The sequence below is a fragment of the Occultella kanbiaonis genome (genome assembly GCF_009708215.1).
GTDB classification, from domain to species: domain Bacteria; phylum Actinomycetota; class Actinomycetes; order Actinomycetales; family Beutenbergiaceae; genus Occultella; species Occultella kanbiaonis.
Genome location: NZ_CP046175.1, coordinates 5,006,696 through 5,028,490 on the forward strand (window position 1 = coordinate 5,006,696; position 21,795 = coordinate 5,028,490).

Consider the following 21,795-nt stretch of genomic DNA (forward strand, 5'->3'; position numbering starts at 1 on the left):
CACGAGCTGCCCTCAGTCGGTGACGAGCTCGAACCGGACGTCCCGTGAGCCCGGGTCCGCGACGGTCAGGCGGATGCGCACGGACTCGCCGAGCGGCAGGTTCGCGCCCGTCACCGTCGCGCGGACGGCCGGGTCGGCGAGCACCACGGTGCCCTCCTGCACAACGGCCGGTACGACGGCGGAGGTTGCGTCCGCTGCTTTGGCGTCGCCTCCGCGGTCGGTTGCGTTCGTGCCGCTCGCGCCAGCGGTCGCGTTGCCGCCGTTGTTCGCGTTCCTGCCGTTGCGGCGCTCGTTCAGGTCGACGATCACGCCGTCGAAGGTCTCCCCCACCCGGGGCTGCAGCAGCACCGCCTCGATGAGGTCCACGCAGGCCCGTTCGTAGGAGTTCGCGCGCTGACCGGACCGGCTCATGATCTTGGGGAGCCCCGGCAGCGCCTCGCGAACCCAGTCCGGCACGTCGGTCCCGGCCGTGGCCGCGAGGCACACCTCGAGCCCGTACCGGTCCACCAACCGGCGCAGCGGCGCGGTGACGTGGGCGTACTCGGCGGCGATCGCGGCGTGCTCGGACGTCGGGGGCAGTTCCCCGTCGAAGGCGAGGTAGCCGGCGCCCCGGAACAGGGACGTCGCCTCCTGGGCGAACGCGGCGTGGGCCGGCACGGCCGCATCGAGGGTCGCCAGCAGGTCGCCGTAGGAGGCGTCGGCCGGCCAGTCGATGCCGAGACCGTGCGCAGCCCGGCGCAGCCGTTTCACGTCGCGAGGGTCGGCCTGCTCCAGGGTGCGGAAGATCCCGGCCCGCTTGCCCCGCATGAGGCTCGCCGCGGCGATCCCGGTCAGCAGGGAGATCTGCGCGTTCCACTCCTCGACCGGCAACGTGGCGCGGTATTCGAGGCGGTAGCCGCCGTCGTCGACGTCGACCTCCTGCTCGGGGATCTCCAGGGACACCCCGCCACGGGCGCGCTCCCGCTCCTGGCGCAGCCCGCCGACCACGGCAAGCAGGGCGAGGGAGTCGCTCGCGGTGCCGGCGTCGATGCGCTCCTGGACCTCGTCGTAGGTGAGCTGCTCGCGGCTGCGCACCCGGGCCCGGTGGACCTTCGCCGACGTGATCTCTCCGGTGGCATCGAGGACGATCTCCCACAGGCAGGCGGGCCGTTCGACGTTCTCGAGCAGGCTCGCGGCACCCTCGGAGAGCACCGGCGGGTGCAGCGTGATCGAGCCGTCCGGGCCGTAGAACGTCACGCCGCGGTCGGCGAGCTCGGTGTCGATGGCGCCGCCCGGCGTCACGAACGACGCCGGGTCCGCGATCGCGTACCGGACCAGGTAACCGTCCCCCTGGCGGGCCAGGTGCAGCGCCTGGTCGAGGTCCTTCGCGCCGGGCGGGTCGATCGTCACGAACTCGACGTCCGTGGCGTCCAGGCCACCCGTCGGTGCCGCCGCGGCCGCGACCTCGGCCTCGGCGACCGCGTCCTCGCTGAACGGTCCGGGGACCTCCAGTTCCTTGCGGATCTCGGCGAGTGCCGGTCCCACGGTCTGGGTGGCCGCGGAATCGAGGTGAACGGTTCGTCGGGGCACGTCGGGCTCCTCTGGATCGGGTCGGTGCTGCGGTGCTCCAGCGGCCGCGGCCGGAGTCAGTGCTGGTCGGCGTCCAGGTGACGCTTGCTGGTCCGATCCAACAGCACCGCGATCAGGCACGCGACCAGAGCGCCGAACGGGGCGAGCATCGCCATCAGCAGGATGAACATGCCGCCCCGGTCGAGGTACTCGGTCGGTTCGCCGAGCCGGGACAAGGCGAAGGCGATGATGATCCCGAGGGCGACGCCGAAGCCGGCGAACCGGCCGAACCGGGGCGCCCGGCGGACGTGGCTCCGGTCGGCGATCGCGGCCAGGTCGAGGTCGGTGGTGTCCGAGACCTGCTCGGCGGACTCCGCCCAGGCCGGCGCCGGCTCGTCGTCGGCTGGATCGGCCGGATCGGCGCCGTCGGCGGCGTCTGCGCCGTCGTCGGGCTGCTGGGCGACCACGTCGGAGTCCAGCACCGCCGGCTGGTCGACCGGAGCCTCACCACCCTCCGCCGCGACCGGGGTGGGCATGACCGAGGGGACGGGCGGGACCGGCTCCCGTTCGCCGTCGGGCTCGGTGTCGCCCTGTTCCAACGTGCTCATGCCGGAGACGTTACCCGCCTGGAATGGGACCGGAGGACGCGGGCGCACTCCACGTCGGGCTACCCGTCAGAACAGCGGGAGCACGGCGCTCAGGTCCGCGCGCTGCCCGGAGGCTCTGACCCGGCCCGACGCGACGCCGTCGGCCCAGGTCAGTTCGCCCGTGGCCAGGCCGAGCCAGGTCTGCGGATCCATCTCCACCACATTCGGCGGGGTGCCGCGCGTGTGCCGTGGTCCCTCGATGGCCTGCACCACCCCGGCCGGTGGGACCCGCACCTCGACGGAGTTGCCGGGCGCCACCTCACCGAGTTCCTCGAGGCTGTACCGCACCGCGGTGCGCACGTCGGCCGGCGCGGACTGCGCTCCGTCGGCCCGCCACGCGGACAGTGCCGCCTCGCCCTGCTCGGTGCCGATCCGCCGTCGTGCCATGGCAGAGAACCTACCCGTCCTCCCGCCGGCCCTCGGCCCGCTCAACCCTCACGAGCGTTCGCTGCTGCTGAACGACCGGACGCCCGGTCCCACACCTCGCGGTGCGGGACCGGGCGTCCGGCTCTGCCTACCGGGCTAGGGCCTCCAGGAGGCCCGGCCCGGGCTCATCACGGCCACGGCCACCACGGGAAGAGGAACTTCAACAGCGCCCAGAGGAAGCGGGCGAACGCCTCCCACGGGGACGTCGGCTCCTCGGGCTCCTCGTCGGCCGCCACCGTGACGGTGGTGGTCACCGAGGTCCCGTTGTCATCGCTGATGACCAGGTCGACGGTGCCCTCCAGGCCCTCCGGCACGGTCACCCGCACCTGGGCCCGGCCGGCCTCGTCGGTGGTGTCCACGATGGCCGGGTCGACCGCCGCGGTGCCGACCTGCTCACCACCGAGGGTGATGGCGACCTCCGCCGGAACCGGCTCACCGGCCGAGAAGGCCAGCGAGGACAGGTCCAGGGCGATCTCGTCACCGGCCGCGTACTCGGCCGCCGGGTCGGAGACCCAGCTGACGCCGACGCCGCGCTGGGCGAGGTCCGGCGTCGCGGACCCGAACGCCGCCATGTAGTCCACCATGGCGACGAGGTCGCTCTGGCCGGAGTCCTGGGTGTTCGTGCCCTCACCGAGGGTGGCGAAGTTGTCACCGCCGGAGGCGAGGAACGAGTTCACCACGACCGTGTACTGACCGGCCGGATCGATCGGCTCGCCGTTCAGGGTCATGTCCAGGATCCGCTCGCCGACCGCGGCGTTCGGGTCGTAGGTGAAGAGGAACCCGGCCGAGGCACCGAGCCGCAGGAACGGCCGGGAGGCACCGCTGGGCTGCCACTGCTCCTCGAGCACCTGGGCGAGCTGGTCACCGGTGAGCACGGTGGTGACCAGGGTGTTCGCGAACGGCTGGACGATCGCCGCCTCACGGTAGGTGAGCACGCCGTCGCCCTCGTTGCCGGAGGCGGCGTACGTCATGTCCGCCCGCAGGCCGCCCGGGTTCATGAAGGCGATCTGCGCGTTCGGGTTGGTCCGCTGCGCCGCCCAGAGCTGGACGTCCGCGACGAAGTTCCCGAGGGTGGACTCGCCACCGCGGTTCTCCGAACCGTTCGTCTGACGCGCCCGGTTGAAGTCCGCTGTGATCTGGCCGAGCGGCACCGCACCGAGCTCGTCGGCGACGGCCACGGCCTCGTCGATGATCTCCTGCACCGCAGGGTCACCCTCGCAGTAGGTCTGCCTCGGGATCGGCGGGGTCGCCGTCGGGTTACCGGCAACGGGGACCAGGTCCACGTTCTCGGCGGTGGCGGCGGTGACCTCACCGGTGGCCCGGTCCACGGTCAGGGCCAGGTTGCCCATGGCCTCGCCGTACTGACCGGTCTGGGTCACCCAGGTGCCGTCCACATCGTGGACGTAGGCCTGGTGGGTGTGCCCGGAGATGATCGCGTCGATGTTGGAGTCCGCGCCGGCGACCAGGTCACCGTACGGCGTGCCGTCGGCGCTGGACAGGTCCGGGGCGGACGCACCGTCGTGCACCAGCACCACGATCACGTCGGCCTCACCGTTGGCGTCGTCCCCGTCGGACAGCTGCGCCGAGTAGGAGTTGACCGCCTCACCCATGTCGCTGAAGGTGAGGCCCTCGATGCCGGCCGGGGAGACCAGGGCGGGCATCTCCTCGGTGATCGCACCGATGAAGCCGACCGAGATGCCGTCGACGTCGAGGATCGTGTACGGGTCGTACACGGGGTCCCCGTTGGCGTCCACGATGTTCGCGGCCACGTACGGCCAGTTCGACGCCGGGATGACCCGGTCGTTCACGTCGTCCTGACCCTGGTCGAACTCGTGGTTGCCGAACGCCGAGACGTCCAGGCCGATCGTGTTCAGCACATCGATCGTGGGCTGGTCCTGCTGGATGAACGAGGTGAACGTGGACGCCCCGATGCTGTCCCCGGCGGAGACGAACAGGGTGTTCGGGTTCTGGGTCCGGAACGTGTTCACCGCGCAGGACAGGACGGCGCCACCCGCGGACTCACCGCTCGCCTCGATCCGGCCGTGGAAGTCGTTGATCGAGAGGAGGTTGATGTCCACCGTGGGCGTGACCGTCTCCGGCACGTCGATCCCGACGATGATCGGGTCGTGGTCCGAGGCCCGGAACTGCGTCCCGGCCTGGAAGTGCTCGCTGGCGAAGTAGTTGTAGCGCGAGTACTCCGCGAGCACCGACTCGACCGAGTTGATGCTCCACACGTCCACGCCGGTGACCTGCTCCAGCGCGGACGCGTTGCCGAACACGTGGTCGAGCGAACCGACCTTGCCGTCGAAGACGTAGGTGGTCTCCTCGGTGTTCAGGTTCGTGTAGCCGGCGTCCTCCAGTGCGACGACCGGGTTCTCCGCGCCGTAGGAGTTGAAGTCACCGAGCAGGAAGATGTCCTCCACCTCGGCGGCGTCGGCCACCCCCTGCGCGAACACCGTCAGCGCCTGCGCCTGAGCCACCCGGTCCGCGTCGAAGCAGCCCTCCGGCAGGTCGCCGCAGTCGCCTCCCTTGGACTTGAAGTGGTTCGTCACGGCGAGGAACGTGTAATCGGTGCCGACGGCGGTGAACGCCTGGGCGAGCGGCTCACGAGCGTTCTCGAACGCCGCTGAGCCGACGAGCACGACCGACTCACCGGCGAGCTCCACGCTGGCCGGCTGGTAGATGAACGCGTTCCGGATGACGTCCTGATCGGCGAGATCCGGGAGCACGGCCGGCGAGGGCGCGAACGCCCAGGTGCCGGCACCGGCGTCGGCGTTCAGGGCATCGACGAGGGCAGCGAGTGCGGTGTCCCGGTCCTGCCCGAACTGCGCCGAGTTCTCGATCTCCTCGAGGGAGACGACGTCCGCACCGAGTCCGTTGATCGCCGCGACGATCTTGTCCTGCTGGCGCTGGAGGTTGGTCTCGTCCCAGGCTCCCCGGGCGTCACAGCCGGTGTTGACCGTGATCGGGTTGCCGTCCCGGTCGGTGAACGGCACGCAACCGGGCAGGTCCGCGCCGAGGGTGGTGAAGTAGTTCAGCACGTTGAAGGTGGCGATGGTCAGGTCGCCGCCCACATCCTGCGGGGTGGCGTTGGCCGCCTGGGTGTTGCCCGTGTTGAACAGCACCACGTCGTCGGCGTTGCCGTCGACGGGGCTCGTCGGCTGGAAGTTCCACTGGAACCGGAAGTCGACGATCACCGGGCTGACGAACGTGAGCCCGACGCCGGTGCGCGCGTCCGGCGCGCCGGTCAGGTAGGGAACCTCCGCGCTGGGGTCCGTGCGGTTGGACTGGCCGTCGTCGAGCGTGATCGCACGGGCGGCGTTGTCGGCCGCGACGGCGTCGAACTCGGGCGTGCCGGGCAGGGCGACGTCGGTCTCCTGCACGAGCGGCCCACCGAGGCCGAGCCCGATGGACCCGAATCGAGTGGTGCCGAACCCGCCGAGGGCGTACGTGTCGGAGACGACGTAGTCGGCCACGGGGGCGACGAGCATGCCCTCGAAGACCTCACGCTCGGTGTCGGTACCGGGCAGGGCGAACGCCTCGATCGGCTTGACCGCCTCGGCCGGGGTGTCCAGCACCACGGCCCCGCCGGCCGCGACGGTGATCTCGGTGAGTCCGTTGAACTCGACGACGGTCCCGGTCACCTGGACGTGGTCACCGATCTGCACGTTGGCCACGGTGGCCGCCGAGAACACGAACACCGCGTCGGAGGAGGTACGCGTGCTCGGATCCACGTCGCCGCCGCTGCCCGCGGTCTGCAGGTAGTAGCCGTTGAAGCCACCGGTCGGGTATGCGGCGGTGACCACACCGGTGGTCGTCACGGTCTGACCGACCACCGGCGAGGCGTCGCCGGTGCCCTGGATCTGCGCGATGGTGTGGGTGTCCTCGCCGGGCTCACCGGGCTCGCCCGGGTCCTCTGCGGTGTTGATGGCGCCGAACGAGCTCGTCGCCGGGCCGGTCCAGACGCCGTCGATGAGCTGCAGGGACTGACCGATCGGTGTGGAACTTGCCTCGCTGACACCGATGTCGGTGCCGGCCACCCCGGCCGCCGGTCCGTTGTTCGCGGTGAAGGCGCCCTCGTAGGTGAGGAACTCGACGAGGTTGCCGTCCGCGTCCACGAGCGCGACGCCGTCGGGCGAGCCGTTCTGGACGCCGTCGGTCGGGTAGTTCACGACCAGGACGCCCGCGTCCGGCACCACGCCGCCGACCGGGTCAGTGTCGTAGCTGTTGCCGCCGTTGCCGTTGTACAGAACCAGGGTCCAGCCGGTCAGGTCCGCCCCGACCGTCGCCTGGACCTCGATGGCCTCGCCGGTGTCGGCACCGGCGTTGTCGTAGTGGATCTCGCTGATGAACGCCTCGACCTCGGGCTCCGGCTCCGGGTTCAGCGCGCCCTGCGTGCTCGCGACCGGGCCGGTCCACGTGGTGCCGATCCGCTGCAACGTCAGGCCGCGCTCGGTCTCGGCCTGCTGCACGCCGAGGTCGGTGCTGGCCAGACCGGCCGCCGGGCCGTCGGCCGCGGTGATCGACCCGCCGTAGGAACCGAACTCGACGACACCGCCGTCGGGGTTCACCAGGGCGACCCCACCGGTGCCGTTGACGATGGACTCGGAGCCGTAGTTGACGACCACCGTGCCATTGCTCGCGGAGCCGCGGACGTTCGAGGTGTTGTAGGCGACGCCGTCGGCGCCGTAGAGCACCACGGTCCAGCGGTTCAGGCTGGTGCCGGCCGGCGCCTGGATCTCGATGAACTCGCGGGCGTCGGTGCCCGCGTTGTCATAGTGGATCTCGCTGATGAAGATCGACCCATCGGTCTGCACGAAGGTCGCGGCGCTCTCATCCCCCGAGGAGAGTCCGGCCGAGGCACTGCTGGGGTCGTCCTGCGGTGAGGCGGCGGCGAACGCGGGGACCGCGGCGCCGAGACTCGCGAGCGCGAGTGTCGTGATCGTTGCTATCGGGCGGAACGCATGCCTGCGTCCGCCCCTGGAGGATGGTGACATGTGGGGGCATCCTTTGTGTGATCCAGATAACAGGGGTACCGGCACGGTAGCGCCCCCGGGTGAGGGCCGGAAGAGGTTGGGCTCTGTCGGCGAGTGAGTTCACCGCTGGGTCATGGAACGTTCAACCGGCTCGTGGTGCTCGATGGTCGCGGTTCATCCGCCTCCGTGCCGGACGGCGTGCCCCGGCTCCGGTCAGTGCCGGGACTTGATCCGGGACGCCTCCCTGGCGTCTCGACCGCGGGAGCGGACCTGCCGCCGTTGCTCGGCGGCGATCCGGTGGTCAGCGCGGGCGGCCTGACGGCGTGCCTCGCGCTGGAGCTTGCGCCAGGACTCGAACCGCCGCTCACTGAGCTCCCCGGCGTCGAGTGCCGCCACGACGGCGCAGCCCGGCTCCCGCTCGTGCGCGCAGTCGTTGAACCGGCACAGCTCGACGAGGGCGGCGATGTCCTCGAAGGTGGCGGCGACGGCCTCCTCGGTGGCCACGATGCCCACCGACCGCAATCCCGGGGTGTCGATCAGGAGGCGGCCGCCGGGCAGCGGCACGAGCTGACGGTGCGTGGTCGTGTGCATCCCGCGGCCGTCGCCGCGGACCACGCCGGTGACCATGACGTCCGCGCCCGCGAGCGCGTTGACCAGGGTCGATTTGCCGGCACCGGAGGGACCGATCAGCACCAGGGTCTGCGCCTCGCCCAGCTGCGCCTCGAGCTCGTCGAGCCCGGCACCGGTGCTCGCGCTGATGGCGACCACGCCGACGCCCGGAGCGACGGCGCCGGCCTCGGTGACCCAGTGGGCAGCGTCGGAGACCAGGTCCGCCTTGGTCAGGACCACCAGTGGGATGGCGCCGGAGCGCCACGCGATGGTGAGCATCCGTTCCAGGCGTCCCAGCGACGGCGCCGGCTCCAGGTGCTCGACGATGACCACCACGTCCACGTTCGCGGCGATCACCTGCTCCACGGACGTGCGGTCCGACCCGTCCCGGGCGAGCTCACTCGTCCGCGGCGCGACCAGCGTCCGGTCGCCGTCGAGCACCACCCGGTCCCCGACGGCGGGGTGCAGCGGGTCGCCGACCACGGCCGGCAGGGTGCCGTCCCGGCCGGTGGCGATGGTCAGCTCCGCCGGTTGCTCGCGCGGACCCGCCGCAGGCAGCAGCACGCAGACCGAACCCCGGTCCACCCGGGAGATCCGCCCCTCTTCAGTGCGTGTGCCACCTTCGTCCACACCATCGACGGTAGGCAGCCCGGCAAGGGAATTTGAGGCGGGCCGGTACGCGCACCCGGCGCGAGCGCTCGCGGACGGCCGTGGTTCAGTCCGGTGCGACCGCCGTCGGATCGGCCTCGGCGGCCGCCTTCACGGCAGCCGCGATCGCGGTGTGCAGGTGCGGGTGGAACACGCTGGGGACGATGTAGGTCGCGTTCAGCTCGTCGGCGGTCACGACGCCCGCGAGGGCGTGCGCGGCGGCGAGCAGCATGTCGTCGGTGATGCGCGTCGATCGGGCGTCCAGCAGGCCGCGGAACACGCCGGGGAACGCGAGGACGTTGTTGATCTGGTTCGCGAAGTCGCTGCGGCCGGTGGCCACGACGGCGGCGTGCCGGGTCGCGATCGCCGGGTCCACCTCGGGCACCGGGTTCGCCATCGCGAACACGATCGAGTTCGGCGCCATCGCGGCGATGTCCGCCTCGGTGAGCAGGTTGGGTGCGGAGACGCCGATGAACACGTCCGCGCCGACCATGGCCTCGGTCAGGGTGGCGCCGTACCGGTCCCCCTGGGTGGCCTCCGCGATCCAGGCGAGGGTCGGCTCCAGGTTCGGCCGGTCGGCCCGGATGATGCCCTCGACGTCGGCGAGCACCACGTCGCGCGCCCCGGCGGCGAGCATCAGGCGCAGGATCGCCGAGCCGGCGGCGCCCGCCCCGGACTGCACGATCCGGACGTCTCCGATGTCCTTGCCGACCACCTTGAGCGCGTTCGTGAGGGCGCCGACGGCGACGATGGCGGTGCCGTGCTGGTCGTCGTGGAACACCGGGATGTCGAGCTCCGCGCGGAGCCGGTCCTCGACCTCGAAGCACCGCGGCGCGGAGATGTCCTCCAGGTTGATGCCGGCGAACACCGGCGCCACGATCTTCACGGTCCGGACGATCTCGTCGACGTCCTGGGTGTCCAGGCAGAGCGGGAACGCGTCGATCCCGGAGAACCGCTTGAACAGCGCGGCCTTGCCCTCCATCACCGGCAGCGCCGCGATCGGGCCGATGTTGCCGAGGCCGAGCACGGCCGACCCGTCCGTCACCACGGCGACGGTGTTGCGCTTGATGGTGAGCCGGACCGCGTCCTCGGGGTGCGCGGCGAGCTGCTGCGAGACCCGCCCGACGCCCGGGGTGTAGATGAGCGAGAGGTCGTCGCGGTGGCGGATCTGCATCTTGGGCTGGATCTCGATCTTGCCGCCCAGGTGGGCGAGGAACGTCCGGTCCGAGACCCGCCCGATCGTCACCCCCTCGACCGTGCCGAGCGCCTCGACGATCCGGGCGGCGTCGTCCTCGCCGCCGGTGGCACAGGTGACGTCCACCTGGAGGCGGTCGATACCCGACGCGGAGACGTCGACGGCCGTGACGACTCCCCCGGCCTCCTCGACGGCGGTCGTGATCGAACTGACCGCCGCCGGCCTGGCCGGCATCTCCAGTCGGACCGTGATCGAGTAACTGACGCTGGGTGCACTCATCGCCTGCTGGACCGCCTTCACCGCACTCGGAGGGAGTTCGCGCCCCGCGTCGTCGATCGGAGCGCCGTTCGTCATTGTGCCGCAGCCGCTGCGCGGTGGCAGCGCGGCTCGGCGCGAGCGTCAGACGAGCGGGGCCGTGGAGCGGCGTACCACCAGTTCGGCGGCGAGGTCGAGGCGCCGGTTGATCGGCGCCTCACCCCTGGCGATGCCGAGCAGCATCCGGGTGGCGGTCGCGCCCATGTCGTAGAGCGGCTGGTTCACGGTGGTCAGCTGGGGTACCACCCACTCGGCCAGCGGCAGGTTGTCGTAGCCCACCACCGAGACGTCCTCGGGCACCCGCAGGCCGAGCTCGTCGGCCGCTCGCAGCACCCCGAGGGCCTGCATGTCGGAGCCCGCGAAGATCGCCGTCGGGCGGTCCGGCAGGCTCAGCAGCTCCATCCCGTACCGGTACCCGCCGTCGACGCTGAAGTCGCCGTACCGGGTCAGCGTCGGGTCGAGCGCGATGCCGACCTCGTCATGTGCCGTGCGATACCCGTCCACCCGGGCCCGGCTGCACAGGACGTCCGCCGGCCCGCTGATCACCGCGACCCGGCGGTGGCCGAGCTCGAGCAGATGCCGGGTCGCACTGAGGCCGCCGCTCCAGTTGTTCGAGCCCACCGTGGGTACCCCGGCCGGCGGCTCGCCGTCGGTGTCCACGACCAGGAACGGGATCGAACGGCTCTCGAGCTGGTGCCGCTGCTCCCGGTCGAGTCCGGACAGGACCAGCACGACCCCCAGCGGGCGCCGCGCCAGGACCGCGTCGAGGAGGTCCTGTGGCGGGCGGTGCTTGCCACCGAGCTCGGAGAGCACCACACCGACATGCTCAGTCGCGGCGACCGCCTCGACCCCGCGGATGATCTCGATCGCCCAGGGAGAACCCAGCTGGTGGAACACCAGGTCGATCAGCGCGGGACCGGCCGAGCCGTTCGAACGTCGACGCCGGTAGCTGTTCCGGGCGAGGACCTCCTCGACCCGCTCGCGTGTCTTCTGGGAGACGTCCGGCCGCCCGTTGAGCACCTTCGAGACGGTCGGCACCGACACCCCGGCCTCGGCGGCGATCGACGCGATCGTCGCCTTGCCGCGCGGCGTACTCGGCTCAGGCCCCGTCTCAGGACCCGACGACTGCGCCATGGCTGACCTCACTCCTACCCGCAACTTTCGGTGCGACGCTACCACCTGACCCGACCGGACTCGCAACCGTTTCCGTTCCGTGACCTACCGTCCGTTGACATCGCTCACATCATCGACCTACAGTCACCACCACAAAGTATCGGTGCAAATCCGAAAGTTTCGTGTCGAGGCATCGCTGCCGAGACCCACAGCGCGGTGGAGGAAGGTCTCGATGACCACAGAGATCACGAGGGGTGCGGCCACGTCGAATCTGCCGCCCGGCCCGGCCGGGTCGACGCACCCCTGGCACGACCTCCGGCTCACCGGCGCCGAACGGGCCGACGCCCTCATCGCCGAGATGACGCTCGAGGAGAAGATCGGTCAACTCGTCGGCCTGTGGGTCGGTGCGGACGCCTCCGGGGGCGGCGTGGCCCCGCACCAGGCGGACATGACCGGCACCGACCACGCCTGGGCGGATGTGATCGACGGCGGCCTCGGGCAGCTGACCCGCCCGTTCGGGACCGCGCCGGTGGCGCCGGCGGCCGGGGCCCGGTCCCTGGCCAGCTCCCAGCGGGAGATCATGGCCGCGAACCGGTTCGGCATCCCGGCCCAGGTGCACGAGGAGTGCCTCGCCGGCTTCGCCGCCTGGCGGGCCACCGCGTACCCGGTCCCGCTGTCCTGGGGCGCGACGTTCGACCCGGACCTGGTCGCCGAGATGGCGACGCTGATCGGCGAGTCGATGCGCGCCGTCGGTGTGCACCAGGGCCTGGCCCCGGTCCTGGACGTGACCCGCGACTACCGCTGGGGCCGCACCGAGGAGACGATCTCCGAGGACCCGCAGCTGGTCGCCGAGATCGGCGCCGCGTACGTGCGCGGACTGGAGTCCACCGGGATCGTCGCCACCCTGAAGCACTTCGCCGGCTACTCCGCCTCCCGCGCCGGCCGCAACCTCGCCCCGGTCGCGGTCGGCCCACGCGAGTTCGCCGACGTGATCCTGCCCCCGTTCGAGGCGGCGCTGCGCGAGGGCGGGGCCAGGTCGGTGATGCACTCCTACACCGAGATCGACGGGGTCCCCTCCGCCGCCGACGAGCGTCTGCTCACGGGTCTGTTGCGGCACGAGTGGGGCTTCGAGGGCACCGTGGTCGCGGACTACTTCGGCGTCAGGTTCCTGGAGCGGCTGCACCGGGTGGCGGCCGGGCCGGGCGAGGCGGCCGGCCTCGCGCTGCACGCCGGGGTGGACACCGAACTGCCGAGCGTGGACGCGTTCGGGGCACCGCTGCTCGAGGCACTCCGGGCCGGCCGGGTGGACGTCGCGCTCGTGGACCGGGCCCTGCGCCGGGTCCTGCGCCAGAAGATCGACCTCGGCCTCCTCGACCCCGACTACGCCCCCGAACCCGCCGGGTCGGACGGCAGCGGGCTCGACGACGGCATCCTCGACACGGCGGCCTCGCGGGACGTCGCGCTGCGCCTGGCCCGCGAGGCGGTCGTCCTGCTCAGCAACCGCGCTGGGACCCTGCCGCTCGCGCCCGGGGCGAGGGTCGCCGTCGTCGGCCCGCTCGCGGACGAGGAGATGGCGATGCTCGGCTGCTACTCCTTCCCGGCGCACGTGGGCGTCCAGCATCCCGAGCACCCGATCGGCCTGGAGATCCCCACCCTGCGGGCCGCCCTGGCCGGCTCCGGGCTGGACGTCAGCCACGCCCGCGGGTGCGACGTCACCGACGCCGAGCCCGATGGCCTCGAGGAGGCCGTCCGGGTCGCGGCGGCGGCGGACGTCGTCGTGGTGGCCGTCGGCGACCGGGCCGGGCTGTTCGGGCGCGGCACCTCGGGTGAGGGCTGCGACGCCGAGGACCTGCACCTGCCCGGCATCCAGGCCGATCTCATCGAGGCCGTGCTCGCGACCGGGACCCCGGTGGTCCTGGTGCTGCTGACCGGTCGCCCGTACGCGCTCGGCGCGTACGCCGACCGCGCCGGCGCCGTCGTGCAGACGTTCTTCCCGGGCCAGCTCGGCGGGCAGGCGATCGCGGAGGTGCTCACCGGAACGGTCGCGCCGTCCGGCCGGCTGCCGGTGAGTGTGCCGCGCCGCCCCACGGGCGGTCCGGGCACCTACCTGACGGCGCCGCTCGGCGCCCGCTCCGGCGTCTCGAACCTGGACCCGACGGCGTTGTTCGGCTTCGGTCACGGCCTCACCTACACCTCGTTCGCGTGGGAGTCGGCGACCGTGGTGAACGAGGCGGGCGGTGACGGCCTCCCCGAGTGGGACGTGACCGGTGACGCGAGCGTCGAGGTGACCGTACGCAACACCGGGGAGCGCGCCGGCACCGAGGTCGTCCAGCTCTACCTGCACGACCCGGTCGCCCAGGTGACCCGCCCGGTGCAGCGACTGATCGGCTTCGCCCGGGTGCCGCTCGAGGCGGGCGCTGCGGCCCGGGTGCGCTTCACCGTGCCGGCGGACCTCACCTCGTTCACCGGGCTGGCGGGCCGACGGATCGTCGAACCGGGCGACGTCGAGCTGCGGCTCGCGCGCTCGAGCGCGGACGTCGCCGCGGCGCTGCGCCTGCGGCTCGTCGGCACCGAACGCGAGACCGGACCCGACCGCGCACTGGGCTGCGCCGTCGTCATCGAACAGGCCGACCCACCCGCGGAGGTGACCCAGTGACGATCCGGGACCCGCTCGCCCCCGAGAGCGCACCCAGCGAGGCCGGCGGAGCCGTCGCCGTCGAGAAACCGCCGCCGGCCCGCACCGGCGCCCGCCGCGCAGGTGGCGGCAAGGTGACGTGGCGGCAGGCGCTGCGCAAGGACTGGCGCCTGTACACCTTCCTCGTGCTGCCCGTCGTCTTCCTGATCATCTTCCGGTACGTGCCGATGCTCGGGAACGTCATCGCGTTCCGCCGGTTCCGACCGGGCGGATCGATGTTCGGCGACGAGTGGGTGGGCCTGTACTACATCGAGATGTTCATCAACGACCCGACGTTCTGGCGGGTCTTCACCAACACTCTGATCCTCGGGGCGCTGACCCTGATCATCGTGTTCCCGCTGCCGGTCGTCCTCGCCCTGCTGCTCAACGAACTGCGCTCGCGCAAGTTCAAGCGGTTCGTGCAGACCGTGACCTACCTCCCGCACTTCATGTCGATCGTCATCGTGGCCGGGATCGTGCTGCAGCTGACGTCGCTGAACGGCACCATCAACCAGATCCTCGGTGCGATCGGCGCGGAGCAGATCTCGTTCATGCAGGAGCCGTCCTGGTTCCGGCCGATCTACGTCTCCTCCGAGATCTGGCAGACGGTCGGGTGGGGCACGATCCTCTACCTCGCCGCGTTGACCACGATCGACGACCAGCTGTACGAGGCGGCCCGGATCGACGGTGCGAACAGGTGGCGCCAGACCTGGCACATCACGCTGCCCGGCATCCGCCCGACGATGGTGGTGCTGCTGATCCTGAACATCGGCACGTTCATGGCGGTCGGGTTCGAGAAGGTCCTGCTCCTGTACAACCCGCTGATCTTCTCGACGGCGGATGTGATCTCCACGTACCTCTACCGGGTCGGCATCCAGTCCGGGAGCTACTCCTACTCCACGGCCATCGGCCTGTTCGAGGCACTCATCGGCCTCACCCTCGTCATGTCCGCCAACGCGATCTCGCGTCGAGTCGTCGGGAGTTCCCTGTGGTGACCACCGATCCGATCCAGGCCGCGTCCGACGTGCCGGACGTGAGCGCCGTGCGCCGGTCCACGACCGCGATCAAGGACACTCGCGGGTACCGGGCGTTCAGCGTCGTGAACGTGGTGGTGCTCACCCTCATCTGTGCGCTCACGCTGTACCCCTTCATCAACCTGGTCGCGAAGGCGTTCAGCTCGGAGGGGTTCATCATCGCGGGCCAGGTGAACCTGATCCCCCGCGGGTTCAACATCACCACGTTCACGGCGGTGCTGAGCGACGACATGTTCTGGATCAACTACAAGAACACGGTCATCTACACCGTGGTGGCGACCGCCATCGCGATCGCGATGACCACCACGTTCGCGTACGCGATCTCCCGCAAGGAACTGAAGGGGCGCCAGTTCTTCATCGGGCTCGCCGTGTTCACGATGTTCTTCAGCGGCGGCCTGATCCCGAACTACCTGCTGATCAACGAGCTCGGATTCAAGAACACGATCTGGGCGATCGTCATCCCGAACGCGATCAGCGTCTTCAACCTGCTGATCATGAAGTCGTTCTTCGAGAACTTCCCCACCGAGCTCGAGGAGGCGGCCGCGATCGACGGCCTGTCCACGTACGGGGTGTTCTTCCGGATCGTGATCCCGCTGAGCAAGGCGGTCCTGGCGACCATGGTCCTGTTCTACGCGGTGGCGTTCTGGAACTCGTGGTTCAGCGCCTTCCTGTACCTGGACCGGGCCGAGCTGTACCCGGTCACGGTCTATCTACGGAACCTGCTCGCGGCCGCCACCGGCACCGAGGGCCTTGGCTCCGACGGCGCGCAGATCGCCGCCAATGTGCAGTCCGTGACGATGGTGCTGACCGTGCTTCCGATCATCTGTCTCTACCCGTTCATCCAGAAGTACTTCGTCTCGGGCGTGATGCTCGGCTCGGTCAAGGGCTGAGTCGCGTCCGAATCCCCACCCGCAAGATCCCAACCCGTCGTGGACGACGACGTTCAACCCCGGAGGAAACAATGAATAGGAATACAAGAAGGGCCGCCGCCGGCCTGTTGACCGCGGCACTGGCCATCACACTCGCGGCGTGCAGCTCGGACGGCGGCGACGAGGGTGAGAACGGCCCGGAGCCGGGTGCGCTCGACGACAACATGGTCGGCGCGATGGAGGACTACGGCGTCGGGACCACGTTCGTGGCCACCGAACCGATCGAGTTCTCCCTGCTCTACCGCGACCACCCGAACTACCCCTTCGATGCGGACTGGTCGATCCTGCAGCACCTCGAGGCGGACAACAACGTCACGTTCGACTTCGTGAACGTGCCGCTCTCGGACTGGAACGACCGCCGCTCGCTGCTGATCAGCGCCGGTGACGCCCCGATGCTGATCCCGTCCACGTACAACGCGGACATCCAGCCGTTCACCGGCAGTGGCGCCGTGCTGCCGATCTCCGAGTACCTCGACTACCTGCCGAACTTCGCCGAGAAGGTGGAGGAGTGGGGCCTGCAGGAGGACCTCGACCTGCTCCGCCAGGAGGACGGCAACTACTACCTGCTGCCCGGCCTGCATGAGAACCCGAAGCCGGCCTACTCGATCGCCATCCGCGCCGACCTGTGGGAGGCCGCGGGGATCACCGAGGACCCCGAGACCTGGGAGGAGTTCACCGAGCAGCTGGAGATCGTGAACGAGGCCTTCCCCGACCTCGCCTACCCCTACTCCGACCGCTGGTCCGCGAACGGCCCGCTGGAGGCCACCCTCCAGGCGGCGTCCGGCAACTTCGGCACCGAGGCCGGCTGGGGCTACGGTGACGGCGTCATCTGGGACCCCGAGGCCGAGGAGTACGTCTACACCGGCGCCTCCGACGGCTACCGGGACCTGGTCACCTACTTCGCCGACCTGGTGGAGCGGGGCCTGCTCGACCCGGAGTCGCTGACCCAGGAGGATGACGCCGCGATCGCGAAGTTCACCTCCGGTCAGTCCGCCGCGATCGGCGTGAACGACCAGGAGATCCTGCGCTACCGCGACGCCTTCGCCGACGCCGGGAACACCGAGGCCGAGGTGCGGTACCTGACCGTGCCCGCCGGCCCGGCCGGCAACATCATGGACGCAAGCACCGGTGGCCGGTTCGAGTCCGGGATCGCGTTCTCGGCCGATGCTGCCGACTCGCCGAACTTCGTGGCCATGCTGCAGTTCGTCGACTGGCTGTACTTCTCCGACGAGGGCCTCGAGTTCGCCAAGTGGGGCGTGGAGGGCGAGACCTACAACACGGCTGCCGACGGCACCCGCACCCTGGTGGAGACCATCGACATCAACGGCCTCAACCCGGGCGCGCCCGAGACCCTGAACACCGACTACGGCTTCCACAACGGTGTCTGGATGCTCAACCACGGCGCGACCGCCGACCTGGTCCAGTCCATGCTGCGCCCGGAGGTGGTGGACTTCCTGAACGCGATGAACGAGAAGGACGTCGCCCCGAGCGGGCCGGCGATCACGATGGACGAGATGCAGCGCGAGCAGGCGTCGCTGCTGCAGACCGCCCTGCAGGACAACGTCATGCAGAACACGGCCGCGTTCATCCTCGGTCAGCGCTCGCTCGACGAGTGGGACGCCTACGTCGCCGAACTCGAGGCGGCCGGGATGTCCCAGTACGTCACCCTCGTGAACGAGGCCGCCGACGTCACGACCGGCTGACCCCGGTTCTCCCCGGGTCGTCCCGCGTTCCGCCGCCGCCCGGCACCCTCCCCGGTGCCGGGCGGCGGCGCGAGGGCCGACCCGACCCGCAGACCCCCGTCCGCCGACCCGCCCCGGAGCGACACAATGACGTCCATGGCACAGCGCGAGTTCTCGAGCCGACCCATCTCCCGGGCGGCCGCGGTGATCCACTGGCTCGTGGTCCTGGAGGTGTGCTGGGTGCTGGCGTCGCTGCCCGGCCTGGCCCTGCTGCTCCTGCTCGCCCCGGATGCCAGCAACCTCCCGCTGATGGCCCTCGCGCTGGTGCCGCTCGGCCCGGCCACCGGCGCGGTCGTGTACTCCTGGCGGGCGTTCGGCGATGACGGCGACCCCGAGCCGGCCCGCTACTTCCTGCGCGGCTACCGGCGCTGCGCCTGGGACGTGCTGCGCTGGTGGTTGCCCGCGCTCGCCGCCCTGACCCTGCTCGGCATCAACCTGACCAACCTGGACGCCGTCACCGGACCACCGGCCTTGCGCACCGTCCTCGGGGCGGTGAGCGCCGCCGTCGGGCTCGGACTGATCGTGGCCAGCGGCCACGCCGTGGTGATCTCGTCCCTGTACAAGCTGCGCACCCGGGACGTCGCCCGGCTGAGCATCTACTACCTGACGGCGAAGCCCATGGCGAGCATCGGCGTCGCCGCGCTCGTCGCGGTCGTGGTGGGCGCGGCGCTCGGCGTCTCCGACTGGCTGCCCGTGCTCGCCGCCGCGCCGCTGATCTGGCTGCTGCTGCGCGGGGAGCGCCCCGTCCGCGACCATCTCGAGGAGAACTTCATCGATGCCTGACCACCAGCTGTCCGCGCTCGCCTACGGCGGCGACTACAACCCCGAGCAGTGGCCCGAGGAGGTCTGGGCGGCCGACCATCACGCGTTCGGGCTGGCCCGCATCGACACCCTCACCGTCGGGGTGTTCGCGTGGGCCCACCTGCAGACGGCCGAGGACACCTACGACTTCAGCACATTGGATGCGATCGTGACCCGGATCGTCGCCGAGGGCCGCCAGATCGTGCTGGCCACCGCGACCGGGGCGCTGCCGCCGTGGCTCGCGAAGGCACACCCGGAGGTGACCCGCACCGACTTCGAGGGCCGCCGGCACCGGTACGGGCAGCGGCACAACGCGTGCCCGAGCTCGCCGGTGTTCCAGCGCCTCTCGGCCGCACTGGCCGGGCGGATCGCGCAGCGGTACGCGGGCACCCCGGGCCTGATCGCCTGGCACGTCGGCAACGAGTACGGCGGCGCCTGCTACTGCGACAACTGCGCCGCCGCGTTCCGCGCCTGGCTGCGCGAGCGGTACGGCAGCCTGGACCGGCTGAACCGGGCCTGGAACGCCACGTTCTGGTCGCACACGTTCACGGACTGGGACGAGATCGAACCGCCGAGCGCGCTCACCGAGCACTGGCGCGGACCCAACCACACGGCGTTCCAGGGCATCACGCTCGACTACCTCCGGTTCACCTCGGAAGCGATGCTGCGCAACTTCACCGACGAGAAGGCCGCGATCCGCGAGCACGACGCCGGCACCCCGGTGACCACGAACTTCATGGGCATGTACCGCCCGATCGACTACCACCGCTGGGCCGAGCACCTGGACCTCGCGTCCTGGGACAACTACCCGCCGAACGAGCAGTCCCAGGCCCGGATGGCGTTCACGCACGACCTGATGCGCGGACTGAAGGGCGGCGACCCGTTCTGGGTGATGGAGCAGACCCCGACCACCACCGCGAGCCGGGACGTGAACCCGGTCAAGCGGCCCGGGGTGCTGCGGCTGTGGTCGTGGCAGGCGGTCGCGCACGGCGCCGACGCGGTCCTGTACTTCCAGATGCGCCAGTCCGTCGGGGCGTGCGAGAAGTACCACGGCGCCCTGCTCGACCACACCGGACGGACGGACACCCGCGCGTTCACCGAGGCCGCCACGCTCGGCGCCGAGCTGGAACGCCTCGGCGACGCGGTGCTCGGCGCGCGGACGCCGGCCCGGGTGGCGCTGCTGTTCGACTGGGACAGCTGGTGGGCGGCCGAGATCTCCGACGGCCCGAACCGGCACGTGCGCTACCCGGACGTGGTGCTGGGCTATCACCGCGCGCTGTGGGAGGCGAACGTGGACCTGGACGCGGTCCCGGTCACCGCGGACCTGACCGGTTACGACGTGGTGCTCGCGCCGCTGCTGCACATGGTCAAGGGCGACCTCACCCAGCGGCTCGCCGCCGTGGTCGCTCGCGGCGGCACCGTGATCACGTCGTTCCTGTCCGGGCGGGTGGACGCCGACGACAACGCCTTCCTCGGCGACGACCCGGCCGGCTTCACGTCCCTGTTCGGGGTGCGGGTGACCGAGACGGACGCGCAGCCCCCGGAGGTCGCGAACCCGGTCAGCCTCGCCGATCCCGACCGGCCGGACCGCACCGACTCGCTCACCGCCGACGGCCGGCTGGTCATGGAGGTCCTCGTGCCCGAGGGCGCCGAGGTGATCGGCACCTACGGCGCGGACTTCTACGCCGGCGAGCCGGCGGTGACCCGGTACCGGCCCGGTGCCGCCGGTGCCGGCGGCGCGGTGCGCGGTGTCGACGCGGCCGGGCGGTCGGGCGAGGCCTGGTACGTGGGCACGCAGTTGGCGTCCGACGGCGTCGCATGGGTGGTGCGGGCGGCGCTCGCTCCGTACGGGCTGGTCGGGCCGCACGCGGACATCGCGGACCTCGAGGTGAGCGTGCGCGAGCGCGACGGGGTGCGGCACACGTTCGTGCTCTGGCACGGCGACGCACCGGTCGAGGTGCCCGCGCACGTCGGTGGCACCGAGCTGCTGACCGGACGGTCGATCACCGCGGGTGAGACGCTGCGGCTCGCGCCGAAGGAGGTGCTGGTGATCCGCGAGGGATAGGCCCCCGCTACATCCATTTGCGCCACTTGAAGATGCGCCACAGGGTCAGGCTCGTCGCCGCCATGAGGGCGAGCGCGAAGGGATAGCCCAGCGCCCAGTGCAACTCGGGCATGTGGTCGAAGTTCATGCCGTAGATCGCGCCGACGAGCGACGGCCCGAACAGGATGGCTGCCCAGCCGGAGATCTTCTTCACCTGGTCGTTCTGCTCGAGCGCGGTCTCGGTCTGGCGCTGGGTGACGATCGTGGCATTGACCGTGAGGGCGTTGGTGAGGATGGCACGGAACGAGGCGATGCGGTCCGTGACCTGGATGACGTGGTCGGCGACGTCGCGCAGCAGACGCTGGAGCTCGACGTCGACGCCGTACTTCTCGCCGCCGCGCTGGAGGGCGTCGAGCATCCCGGCCAGCGGCTGGGTACCCCGTTGGAACGCGATGACCTCGCTGGAGAGCTCGTAGATCCGCCGCGAGAGCGCCATCCGGGTGTCGCTGAAGAGCGCGTCCTCGATCTCGTCGATGTCGTTCTCGACACCGCGGATGACCGGCTCGTACTGGTCGACGACCTCGTCGAGGATGGCGTAGAGCACGGCCTCGGCACCGCGGGCGAGCAGCTCGGGTTCGGTCTCCAGCCGGCTCCGCACGTGGGAGAGATCGGGCGCATCGCCATGGCGCACCGTGACGACGAAGTCACGGCCGACGAAGACGTGCAGCTCACCGAACTCGACCGTCTCGGTCGCGTCCTCGTACCAGGCCGGCCGCAGCACCACGAAGAGCGTGTCCCCGTAGCGTTCGAGCTTCGCACGCTGATGGCCGGTGCGCGCATCCTCGACGGCGAGCCGATGCAGCCCGAACTCGTCCGCCACGGTCGTCAGCTCGTCGTTCGTGGGCCGCAGCAGGCCGATCCAGCCCAGCCCGCCCTTCGCACGCAGGTACTCGAAGGTCTGGTCCAGGCTGGTGGGATCGGCGATCCGCGCGCCGTCGACGTACACGGCGTTGTCGATGAGGGGCACCTCTGCATTGTCCGTGCCCGCACGTGGGCGCGGGAGGGACACGCCGGTCACGGGCTGGGCACCTGAC

14 protein-coding genes are annotated in these 21,795 nt (G+C 70.9%); 6 read left to right on the forward strand and 8 right to left on the reverse strand.

Annotated elements, in window-relative coordinates; genetic code table 11:
* Positions 1–12: 12 nt before the first annotated feature.
* From GKS42_RS22960 to GKS42_RS22990, 7 genes are all read right to left on the reverse strand, one after another.
* The gene (locus GKS42_RS22960; RefSeq protein WP_174791109.1) at positions 13–1,569 is read right to left on the reverse strand and encodes an RNB domain-containing ribonuclease; all 1,557 of its coding nucleotides are present in this window, start codon (positions 1,567–1,569) and stop codon (positions 13–15) included.
* A 56-nt stretch (positions 1,570–1,625) separates the two neighbouring features.
* Positions 1,626–2,156 (reverse strand): hypothetical protein, encoded by a 531-nt coding sequence (locus tag GKS42_RS22965; RefSeq protein WP_154795933.1) that lies wholly within the window; start codon positions 2,154–2,156, stop codon positions 1,626–1,628.
* Between the two features lie 66 nt (positions 2,157–2,222).
* Positions 2,223–2,582 carry a sterol carrier family protein gene (locus tag GKS42_RS22970; RefSeq protein ID WP_154795934.1) on the reverse strand — a complete coding sequence of 120 codons (360 nt, stop codon included), beginning with the start codon at positions 2,580–2,582 and terminating at the stop codon, positions 2,223–2,225.
* Positions 2,583–2,749: 167 nt separating this feature from the next.
* Complete coding sequence (locus GKS42_RS22975) at positions 2,750–7,618, reverse strand: ExeM/NucH family extracellular endonuclease (RefSeq protein ID WP_154795935.1); 4,869 nt, start codon at positions 7,616–7,618, stop codon at positions 2,750–2,752.
* 192 nt (positions 7,619–7,810) lie between these two features.
* Positions 7,811–8,836: a ribosome small subunit-dependent GTPase A gene (rsgA, locus tag GKS42_RS22980; protein WP_232847813.1), complete on the reverse strand. Its 1,026-nt coding sequence runs from the start codon at positions 8,834–8,836 to the stop codon at positions 7,811–7,813.
* An 85-nt stretch (positions 8,837–8,921) separates the two neighbouring features.
* Positions 8,922–10,328 carry an NAD-dependent malic enzyme gene (locus GKS42_RS22985; protein WP_154795937.1) on the reverse strand — a complete coding sequence of 469 codons (1,407 nt, stop codon included), beginning with the start codon at positions 10,326–10,328 and terminating at the stop codon, positions 8,922–8,924.
* Positions 10,329–10,448: 120 nt separating this feature from the next.
* Positions 10,449–11,498, reverse strand: coding sequence for a LacI family DNA-binding transcriptional regulator (locus GKS42_RS22990; RefSeq protein ID WP_154795938.1), 1,050 nt, complete (start codon positions 11,496–11,498; stop codon positions 10,449–10,451).
* Between the two features lie 211 nt (positions 11,499–11,709).
* Here GKS42_RS22990 and GKS42_RS22995 point away from each other — a divergent pair, with 211 nt between their 5' ends.
* From GKS42_RS22995 to GKS42_RS23020, 6 genes are all read left to right on the forward strand, one after another.
* A complete protein-coding gene (locus GKS42_RS22995; RefSeq protein ID WP_154795939.1) occupies positions 11,710–14,133 on the forward strand; it encodes a beta-xylosidase/alpha-l-arabinosidase in 2,424 nt (807 codons plus the stop codon).
* On the forward strand, positions 14,130–15,146 hold the full coding sequence (locus GKS42_RS23000) for an ABC transporter permease (RefSeq protein ID WP_435529651.1): 1,017 nt from the start codon (positions 14,130–14,132) through the stop codon (positions 15,144–15,146). The genes GKS42_RS22995 and GKS42_RS23000 overlap by 4 nt, the downstream gene beginning before the upstream one ends.
* Positions 15,147–15,175: 29 nt before the next feature.
* Positions 15,176–16,075: a carbohydrate ABC transporter permease gene (locus GKS42_RS23005; protein WP_435529681.1), complete on the forward strand. Its 900-nt coding sequence runs from the start codon at positions 15,176–15,178 to the stop codon at positions 16,073–16,075.
* 71 nt (positions 16,076–16,146) lie between these two features.
* Positions 16,147–17,817: an ABC transporter substrate-binding protein gene (locus tag GKS42_RS23010; protein ID WP_154795940.1), complete on the forward strand. Its 1,671-nt coding sequence runs from the start codon at positions 16,147–16,149 to the stop codon at positions 17,815–17,817.
* Between the two features lie 135 nt (positions 17,818–17,952).
* Positions 17,953–18,639: a DUF624 domain-containing protein gene (locus tag GKS42_RS23015; protein ID WP_168217960.1), complete on the forward strand. Its 687-nt coding sequence runs from the start codon at positions 17,953–17,955 to the stop codon at positions 18,637–18,639.
* Complete coding sequence (locus GKS42_RS23020) at positions 18,632–20,722, forward strand: beta-galactosidase (RefSeq protein ID WP_154795942.1); 2,091 nt, start codon at positions 18,632–18,634, stop codon at positions 20,720–20,722. Before GKS42_RS23015 ends, GKS42_RS23020 begins: the two co-directional genes overlap by 8 nt.
* 7 nt (positions 20,723–20,729) lie before the next feature.
* Here the strand turns inward: GKS42_RS23020 and GKS42_RS23025 are convergent, their stop codons facing one another.
* On the reverse strand, positions 20,730–21,728 hold the full coding sequence (locus GKS42_RS23025) for a magnesium and cobalt transport protein CorA (RefSeq protein WP_154795943.1): 999 nt from the start codon (positions 21,726–21,728) through the stop codon (positions 20,730–20,732).
* Positions 21,729–21,795 lie beyond the last annotated feature (67 nt).